The following is a 19,989-nucleotide window of genomic DNA, read 5'->3' on the forward strand; positions in this document are numbered from 1 at the left end:
CGGGTGGCGCCGCGCGGGCCCGGACCGCGCGGCGCCACCCGACCCCTCAGCCGTTGAACCCGCCGTCCACCGCGATCACGGCGCCGGTCACGTACGCGCCGCCGTCGCCGGCCAGGTGCGACACGGTCGCCGCGATCTCGTCCGGGGTGCCGAAGCGGCCCAGGGCCGTGAACCCGTTGATCGCGTCGGCGAGCGGTCCGTCCGCCGGGTTCATGTCGGTGTCGACCGGCCCGGGGTTGACCTGGTTGACGGTGATCCCGCGCGGCCCCAGCTCCCGGGCGAGCCCCCTGGTCAGCCCGACCAGTGCGGACTTGCTCAGGGCGTACAGGGAGAAACCGGGGAACGTCACGCGCTCGGCCACGTTGCTGCCGATGTTGACGATGCGACCGCCCGCGGTCATGTGCGCGGCCGCCGCCCTCGACGCGAGGAACGGCGCGCGGACGTTGACCGCCACGACCTCCTCGAACTCCGCCGGCCCGAGTTCCCCGATCGGGCCGACCCGGAGGGCCCCGGCGTTGTTGACCAGCACGTCGATCCGCCCGAACCGGTCGACCACCCGCTCCACCGCGGCGGTCGCGGCGTCCCGGTCCCCGCTGTCCGCCCGGACGGCCAGCGCGCGCCGCCCGCCCGCCTCGATCTCCGCCACCACCGCCGACGCGGCCTCGGCCGCGTGCTGGTAGGTCAGCACCACGTCGGCGCCGTCCCGCGCCAACCGCAGCGCCACCGCCGCTCCGATGCCCCGGCTGCCACCGGTGACCAGCGCGACCCTGTTGTCCACAATGTCGTCCATGCCGGTGATCGTGTCCGGTGCGGCGTCGCGGGTCCGGCGGGAAACGGACCTCACGGTCCGGGCGGGTTCGCGTCCTGCCCCGCGACTACCCCTGCGCCCACGACTGGGGCGCGGGACCGTCGGCCTGCCGCGCCAGTCGCCCCGCCTGCTCCTTGGAGATGCGGTTGGTCGTGCCGCAGAACGTGCACTGGGTGGTGTGCTTGGTGCCGACCGGGAACAGCGGGACGAAGAACAGCGAGAACTTCGTGACCGACTTGCGCAGGGCGTGCGCCGCCGGGTTGCCGCACCGGGGGCACAGCAGCGTCAGCATCGCCAGGACGAAGACCTTGGTCCGCAAGCCGAAGATCACCATGTGCCGCACCCTCCTCGTCGCGTCGTCCGCCCGGGGGTTCCACCGTTCGGGGTGGCCAATCGCGCAGGGGGCTCCGTGACTTCAGTGGTGACGAAAAATCTTCATGTCCGACGGGTGGGCACCCTTCGTCAGTCGGCGTCGGGGCGCTGGTGGACGTCCGGGATGCCATCCTGGTCGACGTCCCGCGTCTCCTCCTCGTGGATGCGCCGGTACACGCGGTTGCGGGCGCGCAGGATCACCGTCGCGATGACCGCCGCCAGCAGCGACCCGACCAGCACCGCGACCTTGGCGTCGTCGTACTGGGTGCTGCCCTCGCCGAACGCCAGCTCCCCGACCAGCAGCGACACCGTGAACCCGATGCCGCCCAGCACCGCCAGGCCCACCACGTCCACCCACGCGAGGTCGCTGTCCAGCGTCGCCTTGGTGAACCGCGCCATCAGCCACGTGCTCGCCGTGATGCCGATCACCTTGCCGACCACCAGCCCGGCCACGATGCCGGTGGTCACGCTGTCGCCCAGCGAGGCGACGAACCCGTCGAAGCCGCCGATCGCCACGCCGGCCGCGAAGAACGCGAACACCGGCACCGCGACCCCCGTCGACAGGGGGCGCCAGCGGTGCTCGAAGTGCTCGGCCAGGCCGGGGCCCTCGCCGGCGCTGCGGCGGATGACCGGGACCGCGAAGCCGAGCAGCACACCGGCGACCGTCGCGTGGACGCCGGAGGCGTGCATCAGGGCCCACGCCGCCGCGGCGAGGGGGAGCAGCAGCCACCACGACCGGACCCGGCGCTGCACCAGCACGGTGAACAGCGCGAGTGGCACCAGCATGAGCAGCAGCGGCACCACCGACAGCTGTTCGGTGTAGAACAGGGCGATGATCACGATAGCGATCAGGTCGTCCACCACGGCCAGCGTCAGCAGGAAGGTCCGCAGCGCCGCGGGCAGGTTCCGGCCGATCACGGCGAGCACGGCGAGCGCGAACGCGATGTCGGTGGCGGTCGGGATGGCCCAGCCCGCCGCGGCTTCCGGCGAGCCGAGGTTGATCAGGGCGTAGACGAGCGCGGGCACGACCACGCCGCCGATCGCCGCGGCGACCGGCACCGCGGCCCGCCGGGGATCGCGCAGGTCGCCGGCCACGAACTCGCGCTTGAGCTCCAGGCCGGCGATGAAGAAGAAGATCGCGAGCAGTCCGTCGGAGGCCCACTGGCCCACGGAGAGGCGCAGGTGCAGCGATTCGGGGCCGAACTCGAAGTCGCGCAGCGCCTCGTACGCCGGGGCCCAGGGGGAGTTCGCCCACACCAGTCCGAGGAGCGCGGCGACCAGCATGATCACACCGCCGACGGTCTCCAGGCGGAGGACGTCGGCGATGCGCTTGGCCTCGGGCCACGAGCCCCTGGTGAAGATCCTGGCGGTGTTCGGGCGGTTCACGGGCGGCTCCGGGGTCGGTCGGACACGACGCCGACCAGGCTTCCCGGCACACCATGCTCCATGACGGAGCAACCGGGCCAACCCTAATCAGTGGTGCCGACCGGCGCAAAAGGCTGTTGGTCACGTCGGCCAGCGGGTGTGCAGGTCGTCGATGCGGTAGGCGTGCGCGTGCCGGTGCCGCCCGTCGACGAGGACGGCGCCGCGGAGGTGGTCGTGCTCCCCGGTCAGGTCGTGGTGGTCGTGTTCGAGCACCTCGGGGTCGCCGGCGGGCCACAGGCGGGTGGCGACGGCGGTTGCGGCGGCGGTGATCGCGGCCAGGACGAGCAGCGTGGTGGGCATGGAGGTGGTGGTCGCGAGCCATCCGGCCAGCGGGTAGCAGAGCAGCCAGCAGGCGTGGGAGAGGGAGAAGTCGGCGGCGAACAGGTGCGGCAGGTCGGTCGGGCGCGCCGAGCGGCGCAGGAGTCGCCCGGCGGGGGTGAGCACGAGGGACCCGGCCGCGCCGACCACCGCCCACAGCACGAGCAGGGCGGGCCAGCGCAGGTCGTCGAGGAACGCCGTGGTGGCGGCGGTGGTGGCGAGTGCGGCGGCGAGGGCGGCGGAGGCGCGCACCATCACGGGGCGTTCGGCGACGTGGTCGAGGAGGCGGGGGAGGGCGAGCGCGGCGACGAGCGAGCCGAGGCCGTGGGCGGCCAGGGCGATGGCGACGGCGGTCTCGTCGCGGCCGAGCAGGACGCGGACGTAGACGACGGTGTCCACGAGCACCGCGGACCCGGCGGCGGCGACGGCGACGTGCGCGGCGAGCAGGCCGCGCAGCCGGGGGGTGCCGAGGTAGGCGCGGGTGCCGCGGGGGGTCGGGGTGCGGCGGGTGGCGGGCGTGGTGCGGTCGGTCGGTGTGGTGCGGGTGGTCGGGAGCGCGGCGGCGAGCACCAGCAGGGCGGAGCCGGCGAACCCGGCGGAGGTGCCGAGGAACAGCAGGTCGTGGCCGACGACGAGCAGGAGCGCGGCGGCGAGCAGGGGGCTGAGCAGGGTTTCCAGGTCGTAGGCGAGCCGGGACAGGCTCAGGGCGCGGGTGTAGTCGCGTTCGTCGGCGAGGATGTCGGGGATGGTGGCCTGGAACGTCGGCGTGAACGCGGCCGAGGCCGATTGGAGCAGGAGGATCAGCAGGTGGACCTGCCAGACCTGGTCGACCCACGGCAGGGCGAGGGCCACGCCGGCGCGGACCAGGTCAAGGGTGACGAGCAGTCGCGTGCGGGGGAACCGCGCGGCCAGTGCGCCCGCCAGTGGGCCGATGCCGACGTAGGCGACCATCTTGAGCGCGAACGCCGTGCCGAGCACCGCTCCGGCGTCCGGGCCGGCGAGGTCGTGGGCGAGCAGGCCGAGGGCGACGGTGGCCAGGCCGGTGCCGGTGAGGGCGACGACCTGGGCGGCGAACAGGCGTCGGTACGTGCGGTTGGACGGCACGGCGGGCATGGTGCGCACCTCCGGACGGCTGGTGCTCCTCCTGGGGCGGTGCCACCATAGGTGCTCATGTGCGCACGCGACGACGTTGCAACAACGCAGGACTGGCGACAACTGCCTCCCGGCGGGCACGTGGAGGCGGCCGTCGACGCGTTCCGCATGCTGTCCGACCCGACCCGGTTGCGGGTGGTGTGGCTGCTCTGCGGTGCGGAGCACGACGTGACGGCGCTGGCCGCCGCGGTCGGCGCGGCCAGGCCCGCGGTGTCCCAGCACCTGGCGAAGCTGAAGCTGGCCGGCCTGGTGACGGTGCGCCGGGAGGGGCGACGGGCGCTCTACCGGGTGCGCGGCGGGCACGTGCGGCGGTTGCTGGCCGAGGCGGTCGAGGCCGCCGACCACCACCTCACCGGTCGTCCCGACCACGACTGACCACGAGGTAGCGCTCGTCGTCGATCGGCCGTCCCCACAGGGCGGGGTCGGGCAGCGGTCGGACCTCGGCGTGCTCGCGGACGGTCAGCACGAGGTCGTGGCAGTCGTCGGGTCGCAGCCCGACGCCGGTCGACCACCGGCCTTCGACGAGCAGCAGCAGGCCGCCCGGTCGGAGCAGTTCCACCCAGCGGGCGAGCGCGGCGGCGGGGTCGGGGAGGGCCCACAGCACGTGGCGGGCGAGGACGACGTCGCACGACCCTGCCCCGAGCCGGGGTGACGCGGCGTCGCCCCGCGTGAACCCGACGTCGACGCCGGCCGCCGCGGCCTTGGCCCTGGCCGCCGCCACCATCCGGTCCGACAGGTCCAGCCCGCGCACCCGGTGGCCGGCCTGCGCCAGGAGCACCGAGAGGCTGCCCGTGCCGCACCCGAGGTCGACCACGTCGGCCGCCCGCGGCAGCAGCGGCAGCAGCAGGTCCGCCCACGCCCGTCGCACGTGCTCGTCGCGCAGCCCGTGGTCGGGTTCGTCGTCGAACGCGTCCGCCTGCCGGTCCCAGTACTCACGTGCGTCGTCGGTCACGGTCGGCCATTCTGGTGCGCGCCGACGCCGGACGCGCTGCGCGGCGACGACGGGTTCGGCTTCACGACCCGGCGGGTCGAGTTGGTCCTGGCGCTCGACGTGACCGGGGCTGCGCCGCCCGGAGCGCCGAGCGGGTGATGGCGGCGACCGCGTCGGGCGTGGAGTGGTGAACGGCGTGCGCGGCGCCGGGCACCTCGACGAGGCGGCCGTCCGGGAGCAGCGCCGCGACCTCGCGGGCCCACCGCCGCGACACGACGGGGTCGTGCCGGCCGCGCACGACGGCGGTCGGGGCGCGCAGGTAGCCGACCTTATCCTCCACGGGGTCGTCGAGGAGGTGGTCGAGGGTCGCGGCGATCCGGCGCACGCCGGCCGTGAGGTAGTCGCGGGTCAGCAGCGGGACCAGTGCCGGGCGTTCCCGCGGCGCGTCCGCCGCCAGCCGGGCCAGCTGCCGGGACGTCGACCGGGCGTGCCGGTCCATCGTCGGGCTGAGCAGGACGGCCGGCGCGGCCAGGTCGGGGGAGTGCGCCGCCAGGTCCACGACGACCTGGCAGCCCGCAGAGTGGGCCACCAGCGGCGCGCCGCCGCGCCCGGTCGCCCGCAGCCAGTCGGCCAGCGCCAGGGAGAGCCCCCGGACGTCCGCCGCGCGGGGCGGGCCTGGGGTGCGGCCGAAGCCCGGCAGGTCGACGGCGGCCACCCGCGCGTCGGGGGCCAGGCGCCGGGCCAGCGGCAGGAAGTAGCGGTGCGAGCAGCCCAGACCGTGCACGAGCACCACGTCCGGTGCTCCCGCCGGCCCGAGCAGGGCGGCGTGCACCGCGCCGGTGAACTCGGCCACGTCCCAGCCCTCGGTCGCGGTCGCCGGTGCCCGCCTGTCGCGCATGGACCTGTGCTACCCACCGGTCGGTCCCGCGAACCGGGTCGTCCTGGGAGGTTTGACCGGTTCCAGGCGGGTACTCCCGGCGGGCGTCAAGCAGGCGGCGCGGCGTTCACCGGCGGGGCAGGGGTGGCGAGGCGTGATGGACCTGGACTTCGACGACAGCACGACCCGCGCCCTTCGGCGATACGCGAGGTCGGTCACCTCCGCGTTGGGGCTCGGCGGCGACTGCTGGTGCGTGCAGGGCGACCACCACGTGGGCATCTACCTGGCGCTGGACGGCCGGTTGGACGCGTACCCGGACCACGACGTGGCGCTGCTGTGGGACGAGCGGCACGGCTGGTCGGCCGTCGTGGAGGCCGACGGCGGCCGGGACGTGGTGGTGGGCCGTCTCGACGGCCTGGCGGTGCCGTGGCCCGGTGCGGTGGCCGAGTGGGTCGTCGGCCTGTTCGGCCGGCCGACGGACACCCCGGACACGGCCGCCGCGCTGCTGCAGGCTTCGTGAGGGTCGGCCCGGTCGGTCCGCCTGACGCGCTGTGACCCCGGACCGCCGGGTCGGTGGACGTCAGGCGCGCAGCCTCCGCTGCGGCACGCCGGTCCCGCGCAGCGCCGCCACGGCGGCCGGCACGGTCGGGTGGATCTCCACGGCCTGGTCGACGAGCGTGATCGCCAGGGGGCGCAGGACGACCCGCCGGTCGGTGGCCACGGCCAGCGCCGTCCCCTGCCGCTGTGCGCGCTGGGCGGCGTCGACCAGGAGCCGGATGCCGGCGGAGCCGAAGAAGTCGACCCCGGTGAGGTCGACGACCAGCCCGGTGCGGCGGTGGTCGAACTGGTCCTGGAGCGCCGCGTTGACGACGTCCTCGCAGGCGAGGTCGACCTCGCCGGTCACCGAGACGACGGCGACGTCGCCGGGCTCGACGCGGGTGGCCACGGTCACGGGCGCGATGTGGGAACAGGTGTTGCCCAATGGAGCTCCTCGATTGGCACGAGAATCGGCAACCGAGCTTCTGCTCAACCCGGACCCCTGCCCCGCGTGGCGGGACGCAGGGGTTGTCGACGACGATATGGCACGACGTACCGGATGACAACGTCGTGCCCGACACGTTCCGTCCACGCCCGACCCCGCGGCCGGTCCGGGGTGGACGAACGTCGCAGGATGCCGAATCCGCCGGAACTTCCCGCGCCGCGTGTCGATCCGGGGTGTCGCCGTTCGTCGCACGGGTGGGTTCGGCCGTCGTGCCCCGGGAACGTCCCGGGGCGGCCCGACCCCCGATCACGAGGAGCGGCGATGCGGTTTCTGATGATGCACCGGCTGGCCGAGAGCGCCCCGGAGGTGCGGGACCCCAGCCCGGAGTTCGTCGAGGAGGTGGGCGCTTTCGTCCAGGACTGGATCGACCGGGGCGTGCTGATCAGCGCCGAGGGCGTCCACCCGTCCGAGCGGGGCGCGCTGGTCCGCAAGGCCCCGGACGGGGCGATCGCCGCGACCGACGGGCCGTTCACCGAGACCAAGGAGGTCGTCGGCGGCTTCCTGCTGATCAACGCGGAGGACCGGGCGGCGGCCGTCGAGTGCGCCCGGCGGTACGCGGACCTGTTCGGGCAGGTCGAGATCGAGGTGCGCCAGGTCGTCGAGTTCGAGGACCTGCCCCCGGCTCCCTGACCTCAGGGCGCCGGCCGCAGGTGCCTGCCGAGCACCTCGGCCTCCGCGCGGAGGCGTTCGGCGAGGTCGTCGCGTCCCAGCCGCTCGTACTCCAGCGCGGCGACCGAGCGCTCGCGCACCTCGTCCTCCACGATCGACCGCAGGTCGGCCTCGGTGAGGTGGCGGCGTTCCGCCTCCGCCGCCCCGAGGCCGGCCGCGGCCCCGGCGACGTGCTCGCTGCCCGTGACGTCGGCGGGCACGCCGTCGGCCGGCCGGTCGACCGGGACCGCCTCGGCGTTCCCGATCGCCGCCAGGGCCGAGCGGAGCGCCGCGACGGCGACGCGGTCTCGGGACTTGAGGGCCGCGGTGAGGCTGTCACGCAGGCTGGCGCGCATGGCTCGGTCTCCTGGTCCGGGTGGCGCCGGTCGGACGACGGTGCCAGTACGGCTGTATGGTAGCGGAGTGCCGCGACTCGCCGATCACGACCAGCGTCGCGCCCAGATCGCGCGGGCGTTCCAGCGCCTGCTCGCCGCGGAGGGGTTCGCCGCCGCGTCCTTCGCGCGGGTGGCCGCCGAGGCGGGTGTCTCGGTGGGGCTCATCCAGCACTACTTCGCCGGCAAGGACGTGCTGCTGCGCTTCGCCTACGACGACGCCACCGGCCGCCTGGGCGAGCGGGTGCGGGTCCGCGTGCGCAACGGCGAGGCCGCCGGCCTCCCGGCCGCCGAGGTGCTGCTCGACAGCCTGGTGGAGTTGCTGCCGCTCGATGCGGAGCGGGACGTCGAGTACCGCGTCCGGCAAGGTCTTCAGGCGCAGGCGCTGCACGACCCGGGTCTCGCCGAGGTGGCCCGGCGGGCCGGCGGCGACCTCCTCGGGTACGTCGCGGCGGTGATCCGCGGCGGTGTGGCGCGCGGCGAGGTCGACCCCGGCGCGGACGCCGCGCTCGCCGCCCGCGCCGTGCTCGCCGCCGTGCAGGGCCTGGCCGACCAGCTCGTGCTCTCCGGCGCGGACGCGTTCCCCGCGCGCGACGTGCTGCGCGGGGTCGTCGACTCGGTGTTCACCGGGCGCCCCGGCGCGCGCGACTGACCTCCCCTCGGGAATCCGCTCACCCGCAGCGGCATCGTGCTGCTAGGTTGGCAATATGATCGTATTGTCAAAACTCCGCGCCGGGCGGCACGTCCGATGAGCCCGCCCGACACCGTGCGGCTGGGCGGCGGAGAGGTCCGCGGCCTCCGGCTCGACGGGCACCTCTCGTTCCGGGGCATCCCCTACGCCGCGCCCCCGGTCGGGGAACGGCGGTGGCGCGCCCCCGCGCCGGTCGCGCCGTGGTCCGGTGTCCGGGACGCGACCACGCCCGGCCCGGACGCGCCGCAGCCCACCCGGTCGTTCGCCCACGTCACCTCCACCGACGAGGACTGCCTGACGCTGGACGTCACCGTGCCCGACACCCCGACCACCGGCCGTCCCGTGCTGGTGTGGCTGCACGGCGGTGGCGGGACCAACGGCACCGCGACCCGGGACGCCGGGCGGCTCGCGACCACCGGCGACGTCGTCGTCGTGACGCCCCGCTTCCGGCTCGGCGTGCTCGCCTGCTTCGGCCACCCCGGGCTCGCCGACGGCGGCACCTTCGGCCTCCAGGACCAGCAGGCCGCGCTGCGCTGGGTGCGGCGGGAGATCGCGCGGTTCGGCGGCGACCCGGCGAACGTGACCCTGGCCGGGGAGTCCCACGGCGCGCTCGTGGTCGCGGCGCACCTGGTGGCGCCCGCGTCGGCCGGCCTGTTCCACCGCGCGATCCTGCAGAGCGCGTTCGCCGTGCTCGCCCCCACGCCCGCGCACACCCTCATCCCCGGTGTCCCGGCGCTCCCGCCGATGTGGACCCCGGCGGACGAGCTGGACCGGCTCGGCGCGACCACCGCCGCCGAGCACGGCTGGACGGCGCCGGGCGATGACCCGCACGCCGCACTCGCCCGACTCCGCCGCCTCCCGGTGGCCGACCTGCTCCAGGCGTCGGACGCCTTCATCCGCCCGGCCTTCGGCGGCCACGTCCTGCCCGAGTCGCCCGCGACCGCGCTGCCCGCCGGGCGCTTCCACCGGGTGCCGGTCCTGCTGGGCGCCACGTGCGACGAGGCCAGGTTCTTCGTCGCGGTGTTCGCCGACCTGGTCGGCAACCCGGTCACCGCGCGGGACTACCCCCGACTGCTGGCCGAGGCGTTCGGCGACGCGGCCGACGAGGTCGCCGCCCGCTACCCGCTCACCCGCTTCGCCACAGCAGGCCTCGCCTGGGCGCGGGTCTGCACGGACCGGGCCTGGGCGTGGCCCACCTGGCAACTGGGCCGGGTGCTCGCCGCGCACACCGACACCTGGTGCTACGAGTTCGCCGACCCGGACGCCCCGCCACCCGTGCCGCTGCCCGGTCTGCCGCCCGGCGCCCAGCACGCCGCCGAGCTGGCCTACCAGTTCGACCTCCCCGGCGGCCCGCCGCTGTCGGCGGCGCAACGCGGGTTCGCCGAGCGGGTGAACCGGTACTGGACCGCGTTCGCCGCGCACGGCGACCCGGCCCACCCGGACCTGCCGGACTGGCCCGGCCTGCGCACCGGCCACGTCCAGTCCCTGGCCCCCGACCGGATCGGCGGCGCGGACTACGCGGCCGACCACCGCCTCGACTTCTGGGCCCGCCTGCCCTGAGCGCCGACGTCCCCGACCGACTCGGCCGCGTCGACGTGGACGGGCGAGGTCCGGGTGGGGGCCGAGGGGGGAGTGCACCACGACCAAGCGGTCCGGGACCCTGCGCGGGTTCCCGTCCGCGCTGCTGCTGCCGGCGGCCGGCCTCGTCGGCCGTCGACACGGTCCGCCCTCCTTGTATACATTGCATACGAGGAGGGGTGATGAAGTCGGTCTACGACGAACTCCGGGACCTGATCGTCCTCGGCGCGTACCCGGCCGGGCGGCCGGTCGCCGAGCAGGAGCTGTGCGACCGGCTCGGGGTCAGCCGCACCCCCGTGCGCGAGGCGTTGCGCCGCCTGGAGAGCGACGGCCTGGTCCGCGCCGCACGACGCGGGGTCACCGTGGTCGAGCTGGGCGGCAAGGCGCTGCTCGACGCCTACCTCGTGCGCGCCTCGCTGGAGGCGTTGACCGCGGACCTCGCCGCGCGCCGCCAACGGGCGGGCGAGCTGTCGCCGGCCTCGCTCGACCGGCTCGCCGAGCACGCGGACCTGGCCGACCGGGCGACCCGGCAGGGCGACCTGCTCGCCGGCACCCGGCACAACCGGGCGTTCCACCGGTGCGTCGCGGCCCTCGCCGACAACCCGGTGGCCTTCGGCGTCCTGGACCGGATCTGGGACCAGATCGTCGTGTCCACCCGCGCCTCGCTGACCGCGCCGGGCACCCCCGCCAGGCCGGTGCGCGTGGACGACGAGCACCGCCACCTCATCGCGGCCATCACCGCGGGCGACCCCGACGCGGCCTCCGCGCACGCCCGCGACCACGTCCTGGCCACCGCGGCCACCCTGTCGGACCAGCCCGGAGGAGAACCGGAGTGAACGGCGAACACCACTACGAGGTCACCGTGCGCTGGACCGGCGACACCGGCTCCGGCACCAGCCGCTACCGCGACTACGGCCGCGACCACGACGTGCTGGTCGACGGGAGGGAGCCGCTGCGCGGCAGCGCCGACCCGGCGTTCCGCGGCACACCCGACCGCTGGAACCCGGAGGAGTTGCTGGTCGCCTCGCTGTCGCAGTGCCACATGCTCAGCTACCTGGCCCTGTGCGCCCGCGACGGCGTGGTCGTCACCGGGTACGCGGACTCCGCGAGCGGGGTGATGCGCGAGGAGCCCGGGGGCGGCGGCCGGTTCACCGAGGTCGTGCTGCGGCCCGAGGTGGTCGTCGCGGAACCGGGCATGGTCGAGCGGGCGCGGTCGCTGCACGAGCAGGCGCACCGGGCGTGCTTCATCGCGAACTCGGTCGCCTTCCCGGTCCGGCACCTGCCGGTGGTCGCGCACGCCTGACGCGCCGGTGTTCGCCCCGGTCATCGCACCCCGCTCCTGACGGCCGGCGCCCGCCGGGATCGCCGGGAGTGATCCCCGACGCCCCTGTCGAGACGGTCGGGCTGGTTTGCGCCGGCGACGACCTGGGCACACGGTGGTGTGCACATCCCAGGTCCGGAGGATGCGACGGCGAACCCGCTCGCCGCCGCCGAACTGCTGGCGGGTCGGTACCGGTTGGACGAGGCGGTGGGCGCGGGCGGCATGGCCGACGTCCACCGCGGGTGGGACGTGCTGCTGCGGCGCCACGTCGCGATCAAGGTGTTCCGCCCCCACGACGACCTCGACGCCGCGCGGCGGTTCGACAACGAGGTGCGGACGCTGGCGGGGCTCTCCCACCCCGGCCTGGTCCGCGTCTACGACGCCGGCACGAGCGGGCGCACGCCGTTCGTCGTGCTGCACCTGGTCGAGGGGCAGACGCTGCGCGACCTCGTCGCGAACGGGCCCCTGCCCGCCGACGACGTGCGGCGGCTCGGCGCGACCCTGGCCGCCGCGCTGGCCTACGTGCACGCCCACGGGGTGGTGCACCGCGACGTCAAGCCGTCGAACATCCTGCTCGACGAGGCCGGCCAGCCGTACCTCGCGGACTTCGGCCTGGCGCACCTGGCCGGCACGACGCGGTTCACCCGCGACGACCAGATGATCGGGACCGCCGCCTACCTGGCCCCCGAGCAGGTGCTCGGCACCGATGTCGGCCACGCCGCCGACGTCTACGCCCTCGGCCTGGTCCTGCTCGAATGCCTCACCGGCAGGCGCGAGTACGAGGGCAGCGAGGTCGAGACCGCCGTCGCCCGCCTGCACCGGTCGCCCGCGGTGCCGCCGGAGGTGCCCGCCGACCTGGCCGCCCTGCTGACCTCGATGACCGACCTGACCCCGGACCGGCGGCCCACCGCGGAGGAGTGCGCGCGGGAGCTGCACGGGGGAGAAGACCTGCCGGTGCACGTCGCCGAACTCCACGCCGGGCTGGCCGTGCTCCCCGCCCGTCCCGGCGAGCGGACCACGCCGTCCGCCGAGCGGGCGTCGCGTGCGGCCGAGCGGACGATGCCCGCGCGGTCGGTCACCGCGTGGCACCTGCCGAAGACCAAGCTCCTCGCCGCGGCGGCGTCGCTGGTGGGCGCCTTCGCCATCACGCTGGCCGTGCTGCCGGGCGCCGACCCCGCGACCTCGACGCCGACCGACGCCACCGACCGGGGCACCGGCACCACCCAGCCGGGCACGCCCGCGCCGGAACCCGCCGTGCACTCCCTGGTCGGGGGGCAGGAGGACGCAGGTCCCGACGCCGTGGTCGCCCCCAGCACCGTCGTGACGGAGGAGGCGACCGCGCCGGTGGACACGACCCAGGCGCAGCCGCAGCCGACCACCACCGCCCCGCAGCCCGCCCCGCAGCCCTCCGGCGAGCCGTCCGGGGAGCCGTCCTCCACGCCGGACCAGCCGGGGAGCAGCGAACCCCCGACGTCGTCGGACGTGCCCGAGCCCACCACCGACGCGCCGGAGCCGAGCCCCCCGGTCACCGAGGAGTCCGGCACCGGGCAGTCCGAGGTGAGCACGCCCGGCTCGCCCGTCGACACCCTGCCCTGACCCCTGTCACGGGGCGCCGGCGCGCCCGCCCGCGGGGACGACCGGCTCGACCCGGCCGGCGTCGAGGTTCCTCCGCGACGGCCGTGGTCACCGGTCCGGTGACCACGGCCGTCCGGGTCAGGGGTGTGCGCGGGTCAGGGGCGTGCGCCGAGCCCGTCCACGACCGCCGTCTCCACCGAGCTGGACCACACGACCGTGCCCGCCGGCAGCGAGTCGTCCGGCTCGGTCAGCACCCGGCGCTCGCCGATGAACTCGCCGGTGGCGGGGTCGACGATCACCTCCTGCCGCGCCTCGCCGTCGGTGACCGCCAGGGCGACGCCCTTCCGGCCGTCGAGGTTTGCCGAGCGGTCGGCGACCTCCAGGCCCGGCAACAGCGCCAGCGCCCGGAACAGCGCGGCCCGCAGGTCCGCCGGCACCCGTCCACTGCGCAGCAGGTCGGCGGCGTACACCAGGACCTCCTGGCTCTCGCTCGACCCGCGTCCCCGGCTGTCGTCGAGCAGGCGGCGCAGGAGCTGCTCCGGCTCGCGGGGCAGTCCGGTCAGGAACTTCTCGTTGGGCGCCTGCCACGTGCCCGGTTCCTCCCGGCACGTCCGGTCGCACCGCCCGCGGACCTCCGCCTGGGGCGTCGGCTCCAACCGGACCCCGGCGGCGCGGGCCTGTTCCTCCGTGCCGACCAACCAGTCCCGCCGATCGGTCTCCCGGGGCCTGACCAGGTACTCCTCACCTTCGACGGCGGGCGTCCAGCTCTCCAGCACCTCCTCGTCGAGCCACCGGAACCGGGTGTCACCGGCGTCCTGGAGCACGGCCGACCGCCCGCGCGTGACCGTGTACCGGTACTGGCCCGGGCCGAGCACGGGGTCGCTGGTGGTGATGGCGTCGGCGGCCCCGGTCATGGCCCGCGCGGCCTCGGCGGTCGCGGGAGCCGGCCCGCCCAGCACCGCTTGGGCCAGCACCCCGGCGGCGGCCAGCACGCCGAAGCCCGCCGCGACGCCCCACCAGCGCCGCGGGGAGCGCCCCGCCGCCTGCCCGACCGCTGCCTGTCCGACCGCCGCCTGTCCGATCGCCGCCTGCCCGGCCGGCCGGTCCGCCGTCCGCGGCCTGGTGGCCAGGGCCAGCACCTTCGCCCGGGTGGCGGCGAAGTCCTCCTCGGTCATGGGCGCGACATCCGCGCGCACGGCCCGCACCACCGGGTCCAACTCGTCGTCACCCATCGAGCGCCTCCTTCGTCCGCAGCTTCGTCCTGGCCCGGTGCAGGCGCGTCCGCACCGTCTGCTCCCGCACCCCGAGGGCCTCCGAGATCTCCGCCGTGGTCAGCCCGGCCCACGCCACGAGCAGCAGCACGTCGCGCTCCTCCGCGCGCAGCCCGGAGATCGCCTCGGCCATCCGCCGCACGCGCACGTCCGCGTCGACGCTCTCGGTCGCCCGGTGGGCCACCTCGTCCTGGGTGGAGCGCCGGGCGCCGTCACGCGCCCACGCCCGCAACCGGGTCTCCTCGGTGCGCCGGTGGCGCAGCAGGAGGTTGGTCGCGATGCCGTACAGCCACGCCCGCGGCCCGGCCCGGCCGGGGTCGAAGCTCGCCCGCCGCTCCCAGGCGACCAGGAACACGTCCGCCACCAGGTCGTCGGCCACCTGCGTCCCCGCGCGCCGCGCCAGGTAGTGGTGCAGCGGCCGGGCGTGGGCGTCGTACCAGGAGGCCAACGCCTCGGGGCCGTCCAGACCGCCCGTCCCGGGTCCGTCCACCGGGGGACTCCCTCTTTGCGCCGCCGGGGCGCTCTCGATTCGCACGCAGTTGATTGCCGCTCGACGCCCGCGGTGTTCCCGGACCGGTTCCGACGTCGTCGACCCCGGAACGCCCGACGCCCCGCACCACCGGCGTCGGAGCAGGTCAGCGGTGCGGCTCGACCGCCGGCGCCGTCACCGGTCGCGCAGGACGGCGTGCGTGCTCAGCAGCAACCGGTAGGCCAGGAGCAGGATGACGTGCAGCAGGTAGAGCCACAAGCCCAGCGCGGCGACCGCGCCGACCGCGCGCAACCCCGCGAACGGGAACGCCCAGTCCACCGGGATGGCCAGGAACAGCAGGAAGCCGTGCAGGAAACCGGTCAGCACCGCGCCCGCGCAGAACCCGCCCACGACGGCGACCGCGCGCGGCAGCAGGTTCGGCCCGGTGGCCAGGAACACCAGGCACAGCGCCACCGACAGCACCACCCAGTCCACGTGGAACGACACCACGACGCCCCACACCGCCGACCAGCCGCCCGCCCGGTAGTCGGGGGCGACCGAGGGGGCCACCGCCAGCGGGGCGGCCATCAGCAGCGGCGCGGCGAGGAGCACCGGCAGGAACCCGACCCGGCCCAGCCACCCGGTCTTCGCGCCGGACGGCCGGCCCGCGATCTGGAGCAGACCCCGGCGCAGCCCCTCGCCGTAGAGGCTGGCGGGCAGCAGCGTCGACAGCAGCACGGGCCAGGACGCGCCCAGCGCCGCGTCGGTCAGCGCCCGCACCGCCGACGCGGGCCGCTGCGCGTCCGGCAGGGCATCCCCCAGCAGGCGCGCGCCGTCGTCGACCAGCTCCGGTCCGAACAGGACGGCCGCGCCGCGCAACGCCAGCAGCAGCACCGGCACCACGGCCAGCGCGGCGAAGAAGGTGATCCCGGCCGCCCACAGGGCCAGGTCGCGCCCGCGCAGCGCGGTCAGCGCGTGGCGCAGCACCGCACGGGCTGTTCGCATGATCGCGGTGTACCCCACAACGGGCGACGGCACACGGTCCGCCATACGGTGACGTGGTGGACGGAACGCGTTCGTCGGAGGTGGAGGGCTGGTCCCGGCTGCACGGGCACGACGTGTCCGGCAACCGGCTCGCCGTGGGCTGGATCGGACTGGTCCACGTGCTCGCCGGGCGCGTGCACCGGGTGCCGCCCGACGTGCTGTCGGCGGCGGGCGTGGTGACGGCGGCGGGCGCGGTGGGCGTGGCGCTGGCGGGTGGCCGGTGGGCGTTGCTCGCGTGCGCGCTGGTGGTGCTGTCCGGCCTGCTCGACGGGGTCGACGGCGCGGTCGCCCTGCGCACCGGGCGGGCGCGTCCCCTCGGCGCGGTGGTGGACGCGGTGGGGGACCGGGTCGCCGACACGTGCCTGGTGGTGCTGCTGGTCGTGCTGGGCGGTCCGGGTTGGCTCGCGGCGGCCGTGGGGGCGTCGGTGTTCCTGCACGAGTACGCGCGTGCCCGCGCCCAGGGCGTCGGCCTGGTGGGCGCGGGCGCGATCACGGCGGCCGAGCGGCCGACGCGGGTGGTCGTCGCGGCGGTGGCGTGCCTCGGTGCCGGGGCGTGGCCCGGCGGCACGCCGTGGACGGGCTGGTCGTGGGGCGCGGTGTGCCTGGTGCTGTGGGCCGCGACGGCCGTGGTCGGCGGGGCGCACCTGGCGGTCGCGCTGCGCCGGGAGCTGCGCGGGCGGACGTGGGACGTCACGCCGGACCGATCGCCTCCGCGGTGATCCTGGCGGACATCGCCACCAGCGGCAGCCCGCCGCCGGGGTGCGCGGAACCGCCGACCAGGTGGAGACCGGGGACGGGGCTGCGGTTGGCCGGGCGCAGCAGCGCGGCGCGGGCCCCGTTGGAGGACGAGCCGTACAGCGCGCCGCCGACCGAGCCGGTGTCGCGCTCCCAGTCGGCAGGGGTGCGCACCTCGCGCCACAGCACCCGGTCGCGCACGTCGTGGCCGCGTTCGGCCAGCACGGTCAGCACGCGGTCGGCGTAGCGGTCGGCCAGACCGGGTGCGGTCCAGTCCACCTGGCCCTGGCGGGGTGCGTTGACCAGCACGAACCACGCCTCGTGGCCCTCGGGCGCGACGGTGGGGTCGTCCGGGGAGCACACGTAGACCGTCGGGTCGGGCACCGGGCGCGGGTCGCGGCCGAACAGGGCGTCGAACTCGGCGTCGTAGTCGGCCGGGAACAGGACGCGGTGGTGGTACGGGCGCGGCGAGCGGCCGCGCAGGGCCAGCAGCAGGACGAACCCCGACAGGGACGGCACCGCGCGGGCCAGGGCGCGGCGCGGTGCGCGGGCCCGGCGGTCGGTGACCAGGTGGTCGTAGAGGTGCCGGGCGTCGGCGTCGGACACCACGACGTCGGCGGGCACCGTCGTGCCGCCCTCCAACGTCACCCCGCCGCCCGCGGCGTGGACCCGCGTGACGCGGGCCCCGAACTCGAAGCGCACGCCCAGCCCGGCGCAGTGCGCGGCCAGCGCGTCGCCGAGCCTGCGCAGACCACCGCGCACGTACCAGCCGCCGAAGCGCTGCTCGACGTACGGCACCACGGTCATCAGGCCGGGCAGGCGACGCGGGTCCGAGCCGCTGTAGGTGGCGTAGCGGTCGAGCAGCACCCGCGCGCGCGGGTCGGACAGCCGCCGGCCCACGGTGCGCAGCGTCCGCCACGGGGCCAGCGCCCACAGGTCGCGCACGCTCGCCGAACGCCGCAGCAGGTCGCCCACGCCGTTCAACGGGCGTTGCAGCACCGACTCGCCCACCAGGTCCCACAGCCGGGCGGCGTCGGCCATCAACTCCGCCCACTGCCGCCCGGTGCCGCCGCCCAGCGCGGCCTCCAGCGCGGCGGGCACGGCCGCCGCGTCGTGCGGGACGTCCACTTCGGACCCGTCGGCGAACCGGTAGTGGCACGTGGGCTCGACCGGCACGACGTCCACCGCGGCGTCGAGATCGCCCCCCGTCTCGGCGAACAGGTCGCGGTAGACGTGCGGCAGCGTGAGCAGCGACGGGCCGGTGTCGAAGGCGAACCCGTCGCGGCGCAGCTCGCCCAGCTTGCCGCCGTGCGTGCCGGACTGCTCCAGCACGGTCACGTCGTGCCCGGTGGCGGCCAGTCGCGCGGCGACGGCCAACCCGCCCATGCCCGCGCCCACCACGACGACCCGGGCCATCAGCGGCTCCCGTGCAGCGGCCGGTTCTTCCAGGTCAACGTGCCCGCCCGCCGCGCCCGCCAGGACCGCGCCAGCAGCCGCAGCAGGGCGGCGACCGACACCGGGTGGGCCAGTGCGTCCGGCCACGCCCGGCCGCCGGTGCGCCGCGCCGTCACGACGCGGCCCGCCACGGCGGCGGCGTAGCCGAGCAGGCCCACCCGCGAGCCCACCAGCGCGGCCACCGGCGGCAGCACGAACACCCAGGCCAGCGCCGCGGCGAGCAGCACCGCGCCCACCGGGCCGCCGGTGGCCGCCCACAGGGACTTCTCGTACCCGGCGGCCACCTCCGACCAGCCCCGGTACATGCGGCACTCCGCGACCCCGCTGCCGTCCGCCACCGCGCCGCGACCGCCGGACCGCTTCACCGCCCGCATGAGCGCGATGTCGTCCAGCACGGCGTCGGCCACCGCCTCGAACCCGCCGCAGCGCCGCAGCGCCTCGGCGTCGACCACGAAGAACTGGCCGTTGGCCGCCGACAGCGACTCGCGCGGCGACCGCTCGGCCAGCCGCAGCGGCAGGAACACCAGCCACGACCACTGGAGCAGCGGCTGCACCAGGCGCGTCGCCGGGTCGTCGGCCAACTGGCGCGGGAACGGCGACACCGCGTCCAGCCCCGCCGACCGCAGCAGGTCCGCGGCGGCCGCCGCGGCGTGCGGGGCGAGCACCACGTCGGCGTCCACGAACACCAGCACCCGGCCGCGCGCCTCGGCGGCGAGCCGCGCGCAGGCGGCGGGTTTGCCGGGCAGCCCGGCAGGGGGAGGGGAGCCGGTGACCAGCCGCACCCTCGGGTCGCCCGCGGCGACGGCGCGGACCACGTCGGCGGTGCCGTCGGTGGAACCGTCGTCGCAGACCAGCACCTCCAGGTCGAGCACGCCCCGCTGGGCCAGCAGCGACCGGAGCGTCGGCGCGATCCGGTGCGCCTCGTCGCGGGCGGGGACCAGCAGCGACACCGGCTCCCGGCACGGCGGCGGGTCCGCCGGGGGCGTGCGGACGAGGCGGGAGTTGACCAGGGCGTGCGCCGTCCCGAGCGCGGCCGCCGCCGACCCGCCCGCGACCAGCGCCCCGAGCACGCCCCTCACCGGTGCGCCCGCCACAGCGCGACGGCGAACGGCACCGCGACCGCGCCCATCAGCAGGCCGCCGACCAGCGACGATCCGGGCCGGTCGAAGAACGCGGCGTGCGCCCACACCGACGAGCCGTAGGTCCACAGGTACAGCGCGGGCGCGGGCCCCCGGCGCAGGTCCGGTCCCGGGTCGTCCAGCAGGGCGTGCAGGGCGCCGGTGATCAGCACGGCGACCAGCAGCCAGCCCGCGAAGTTCGTCAGCGGGATGCCCTCCACGCCGGGCAGCGCGGGGGTCGGGCGCGCCCACGTCCAGTGGCCCGCGTCGACCATCTGGGGGTCCAGGAACACGTCCCACGAGGCCAACGCCCACGCCGCGACCGCCACCACCGCCCAGGCCGGGCCCCGCGCGCGCCCGCTTCCGACCAGGGCGCGCCCGACCAGCACCGACGGCCAGGCCATCATGATCCACGCCATCGGCACGACCAGCGGCACGCCGAGCACCTGGACGCCCAGCGAACCGGTGTAGGCGTACTCGCCGAACGGGAACCCGGTGTGCACGCCCACCGCCTCGGCCAGCAGACCGCCGCCCCCGGCGACCGCCACCAGCACCCCGGCGGCGCGGGCGCCGAGCCGCGACGCCGCGTCCAGCACCGAGGCCAGGCAGAACAGCACGACCGCGAGCACCGTGGTGGGCAGGCGGTCGGCGGGGTCCGTCATCGAGTACACGATCTGGGTGAGCACGACACCGCCGCCGAGGAGCCACGCGGTGACCGGGAGCACGCGGACGGGTACGCGGGGGGCCGCACGCGTCGTCATGCGGAA

23 protein-coding genes are annotated in these 19,989 nt (G+C 76.1%); 9 read left to right on the forward strand and 14 right to left on the reverse strand.

From position 1 onward, the window contains the following. Positions 1-46: 46 nt before the first annotated feature. From J2S66_RS05640 to J2S66_RS05655, 4 genes are all read right to left on the reverse strand, one after another. Positions 47-790, reverse strand: a complete 744-nt coding sequence (locus J2S66_RS05640; RefSeq protein ID WP_310304615.1) for a 3-oxoacyl-ACP reductase family protein — start codon at positions 788-790, stop codon at positions 47-49. 85 nt (positions 791-875) lie between these two features. Continuing rightward, positions 876-1,142 (reverse strand): zinc-ribbon domain-containing protein, encoded by a 267-nt coding sequence (locus J2S66_RS05645; RefSeq protein WP_310304618.1) that lies wholly within the window; start codon positions 1,140-1,142, stop codon positions 876-878. A 128-nt stretch (positions 1,143-1,270) separates the two neighbouring features. Further along, positions 1,271-2,566, reverse strand: a complete 1,296-nt coding sequence (nhaA, locus tag J2S66_RS05650) for a Na+/H+ antiporter NhaA (RefSeq protein ID WP_310304622.1) — start codon at positions 2,564-2,566, stop codon at positions 1,271-1,273. Positions 2,567-2,686: 120 nt separating this feature from the next. After that, positions 2,687-4,036 carry an MFS transporter gene (locus J2S66_RS05655; protein WP_310304625.1) on the reverse strand — a complete coding sequence of 450 codons (1,350 nt, stop codon included), beginning with the start codon at positions 4,034-4,036 and terminating at the stop codon, positions 2,687-2,689. Positions 4,037-4,093: 57 nt separating this feature from the next. Here J2S66_RS05655 and J2S66_RS05660 point away from each other — a divergent pair, with 57 nt between their 5' ends. Further along, entirely contained in the window at positions 4,094-4,450 is a 357-nt protein-coding gene (locus J2S66_RS05660; protein WP_310304628.1) for an ArsR/SmtB family transcription factor, read from the forward strand. On the opposite strand, the gene J2S66_RS05665 is transcribed toward J2S66_RS05660, so the two are convergent. Both J2S66_RS05665 and J2S66_RS05670 read right to left on the reverse strand, forming a co-directional pair. Then, a complete protein-coding gene (locus J2S66_RS05665; RefSeq protein ID WP_310304631.1) occupies positions 4,425-5,027 on the reverse strand; it encodes a class I SAM-dependent methyltransferase in 603 nt (200 codons plus the stop codon). The two genes, J2S66_RS05660 and J2S66_RS05665, sit on opposite strands and share 26 nt — an antisense overlap. Positions 5,028-5,088: 61 nt before the next feature. Further along, positions 5,089-5,904, reverse strand: coding sequence for an alpha/beta fold hydrolase (locus tag J2S66_RS05670; protein WP_310304633.1), 816 nt, complete (start codon positions 5,902-5,904; stop codon positions 5,089-5,091). Between the two features lie 136 nt (positions 5,905-6,040). Here J2S66_RS05670 and J2S66_RS05675 point away from each other — a divergent pair, with 136 nt between their 5' ends. Further along, positions 6,041-6,403: a DUF6292 family protein gene (locus J2S66_RS05675; protein ID WP_310304635.1), complete on the forward strand. Its 363-nt coding sequence runs from the start codon at positions 6,041-6,043 to the stop codon at positions 6,401-6,403. A gap of 60 nt (positions 6,404-6,463) precedes the next feature. Here the strand turns inward: J2S66_RS05675 and J2S66_RS05680 are convergent, their stop codons facing one another. Continuing rightward, on the reverse strand, positions 6,464-6,835 hold the full coding sequence (locus J2S66_RS05680; protein ID WP_310304637.1) for an STAS domain-containing protein: 372 nt from the start codon (positions 6,833-6,835) through the stop codon (positions 6,464-6,466). A gap of 351 nt (positions 6,836-7,186) precedes the next feature. Between J2S66_RS05680 and J2S66_RS05685 the strand changes: the two genes are divergently transcribed. Further along, entirely contained in the window at positions 7,187-7,555 is a 369-nt protein-coding gene (locus J2S66_RS05685) for a YciI family protein (protein ID WP_310304639.1), read from the forward strand. A 2-nt stretch (positions 7,556-7,557) separates the two neighbouring features. Here J2S66_RS05685 and J2S66_RS05690 read toward each other — a convergent pair whose 3' ends face one another. Continuing rightward, on the reverse strand, positions 7,558-7,929 hold the full coding sequence (locus J2S66_RS05690; RefSeq protein WP_310304641.1) for a GatB/YqeY domain-containing protein: 372 nt from the start codon (positions 7,927-7,929) through the stop codon (positions 7,558-7,560). A gap of 67 nt (positions 7,930-7,996) precedes the next feature. Between J2S66_RS05690 and J2S66_RS05695 the strand changes: the two genes are divergently transcribed. The 5 genes from J2S66_RS05695 to J2S66_RS05715 all read left to right on the forward strand — a co-directional run bounded on the left by J2S66_RS05695 (position 7,997) and on the right by J2S66_RS05715 (position 13,151). Next, entirely contained in the window at positions 7,997-8,617 is a 621-nt protein-coding gene (locus J2S66_RS05695) for a TetR/AcrR family transcriptional regulator (protein WP_310304643.1), read from the forward strand. A 96-nt stretch (positions 8,618-8,713) separates the two neighbouring features. Beyond that, positions 8,714-10,216: a carboxylesterase/lipase family protein gene (locus J2S66_RS05700; protein ID WP_310304645.1), complete on the forward strand. Its 1,503-nt coding sequence runs from the start codon at positions 8,714-8,716 to the stop codon at positions 10,214-10,216. A 200-nt stretch (positions 10,217-10,416) separates the two neighbouring features. Continuing rightward, positions 10,417-11,070: a GntR family transcriptional regulator gene (locus J2S66_RS05705; RefSeq protein ID WP_310304648.1), complete on the forward strand. Its 654-nt coding sequence runs from the start codon at positions 10,417-10,419 to the stop codon at positions 11,068-11,070. Further along, positions 11,067-11,537 carry an OsmC family protein gene (locus tag J2S66_RS05710; RefSeq protein ID WP_310304651.1) on the forward strand — a complete coding sequence of 157 codons (471 nt, stop codon included), beginning with the start codon at positions 11,067-11,069 and terminating at the stop codon, positions 11,535-11,537. The genes J2S66_RS05705 and J2S66_RS05710 overlap by 4 nt, the downstream gene beginning before the upstream one ends. Before the next feature lie 138 nt (positions 11,538-11,675). Further along, the gene (locus tag J2S66_RS05715; RefSeq protein ID WP_310304654.1) at positions 11,676-13,151 is read left to right on the forward strand and encodes a serine/threonine-protein kinase; all 1,476 of its coding nucleotides are present in this window, start codon (positions 11,676-11,678) and stop codon (positions 13,149-13,151) included. A gap of 134 nt (positions 13,152-13,285) precedes the next feature. Here J2S66_RS05715 and J2S66_RS05720 read toward each other — a convergent pair whose 3' ends face one another. The 3 genes from J2S66_RS05720 to J2S66_RS05730 all read right to left on the reverse strand — a co-directional run bounded on the left by J2S66_RS05720 (position 13,286) and on the right by J2S66_RS05730 (position 15,875). Then, on the reverse strand, positions 13,286-14,362 hold the full coding sequence (locus J2S66_RS05720; RefSeq protein WP_310304656.1) for a CU044_5270 family protein: 1,077 nt from the start codon (positions 14,360-14,362) through the stop codon (positions 13,286-13,288). Next, positions 14,355-14,891 carry an RNA polymerase sigma factor gene (locus J2S66_RS05725; protein WP_306746292.1) on the reverse strand — a complete coding sequence of 179 codons (537 nt, stop codon included), beginning with the start codon at positions 14,889-14,891 and terminating at the stop codon, positions 14,355-14,357. The genes J2S66_RS05720 and J2S66_RS05725 overlap by 8 nt, the downstream gene beginning before the upstream one ends. 174 nt (positions 14,892-15,065) lie before the next feature. After that, positions 15,066-15,875 carry a YhjD/YihY/BrkB family envelope integrity protein gene (locus J2S66_RS05730; RefSeq protein WP_310304659.1) on the reverse strand — a complete coding sequence of 270 codons (810 nt, stop codon included), beginning with the start codon at positions 15,873-15,875 and terminating at the stop codon, positions 15,066-15,068. Positions 15,876-15,931: 56 nt separating this feature from the next. On the opposite strand from J2S66_RS05730, the gene J2S66_RS05735 reads away from it, so the two are divergent. Then, a complete protein-coding gene (locus J2S66_RS05735; protein ID WP_310304661.1) occupies positions 15,932-16,633 on the forward strand; it encodes a CDP-alcohol phosphatidyltransferase family protein in 702 nt (233 codons plus the stop codon). On the opposite strand, the gene J2S66_RS05740 is transcribed toward J2S66_RS05735, so the two are convergent. The 3 genes from J2S66_RS05740 to J2S66_RS05750 are packed head-to-tail and all read right to left on the reverse strand — an operon-like array spanning position 16,605 to position 19,983. After that, positions 16,605-18,065: a phytoene desaturase family protein gene (locus J2S66_RS05740; RefSeq protein WP_310304662.1), complete on the reverse strand. Its 1,461-nt coding sequence runs from the start codon at positions 18,063-18,065 to the stop codon at positions 16,605-16,607. The two genes, J2S66_RS05735 and J2S66_RS05740, sit on opposite strands and share 29 nt — an antisense overlap. After that, positions 18,065-19,174: a glycosyltransferase family 2 protein gene (locus J2S66_RS05745; RefSeq protein WP_310304665.1), complete on the reverse strand. Its 1,110-nt coding sequence runs from the start codon at positions 19,172-19,174 to the stop codon at positions 18,065-18,067. The genes J2S66_RS05740 and J2S66_RS05745 overlap by 1 nt, the downstream gene beginning before the upstream one ends. Before the next feature lie 5 nt (positions 19,175-19,179). After that, positions 19,180-19,983, reverse strand: a complete 804-nt coding sequence (locus J2S66_RS05750) for a carotenoid biosynthesis protein (protein WP_310304667.1) — start codon at positions 19,981-19,983, stop codon at positions 19,180-19,182. Positions 19,984-19,989: the final 6 nt, after the last annotated feature.

The sequence above is a fragment of the Saccharothrix longispora genome (assembly GCF_031455225.1).
Classification (GTDB): Bacteria; Actinomycetota; Actinomycetes; order Mycobacteriales; family Pseudonocardiaceae; genus Actinosynnema; species Actinosynnema longispora.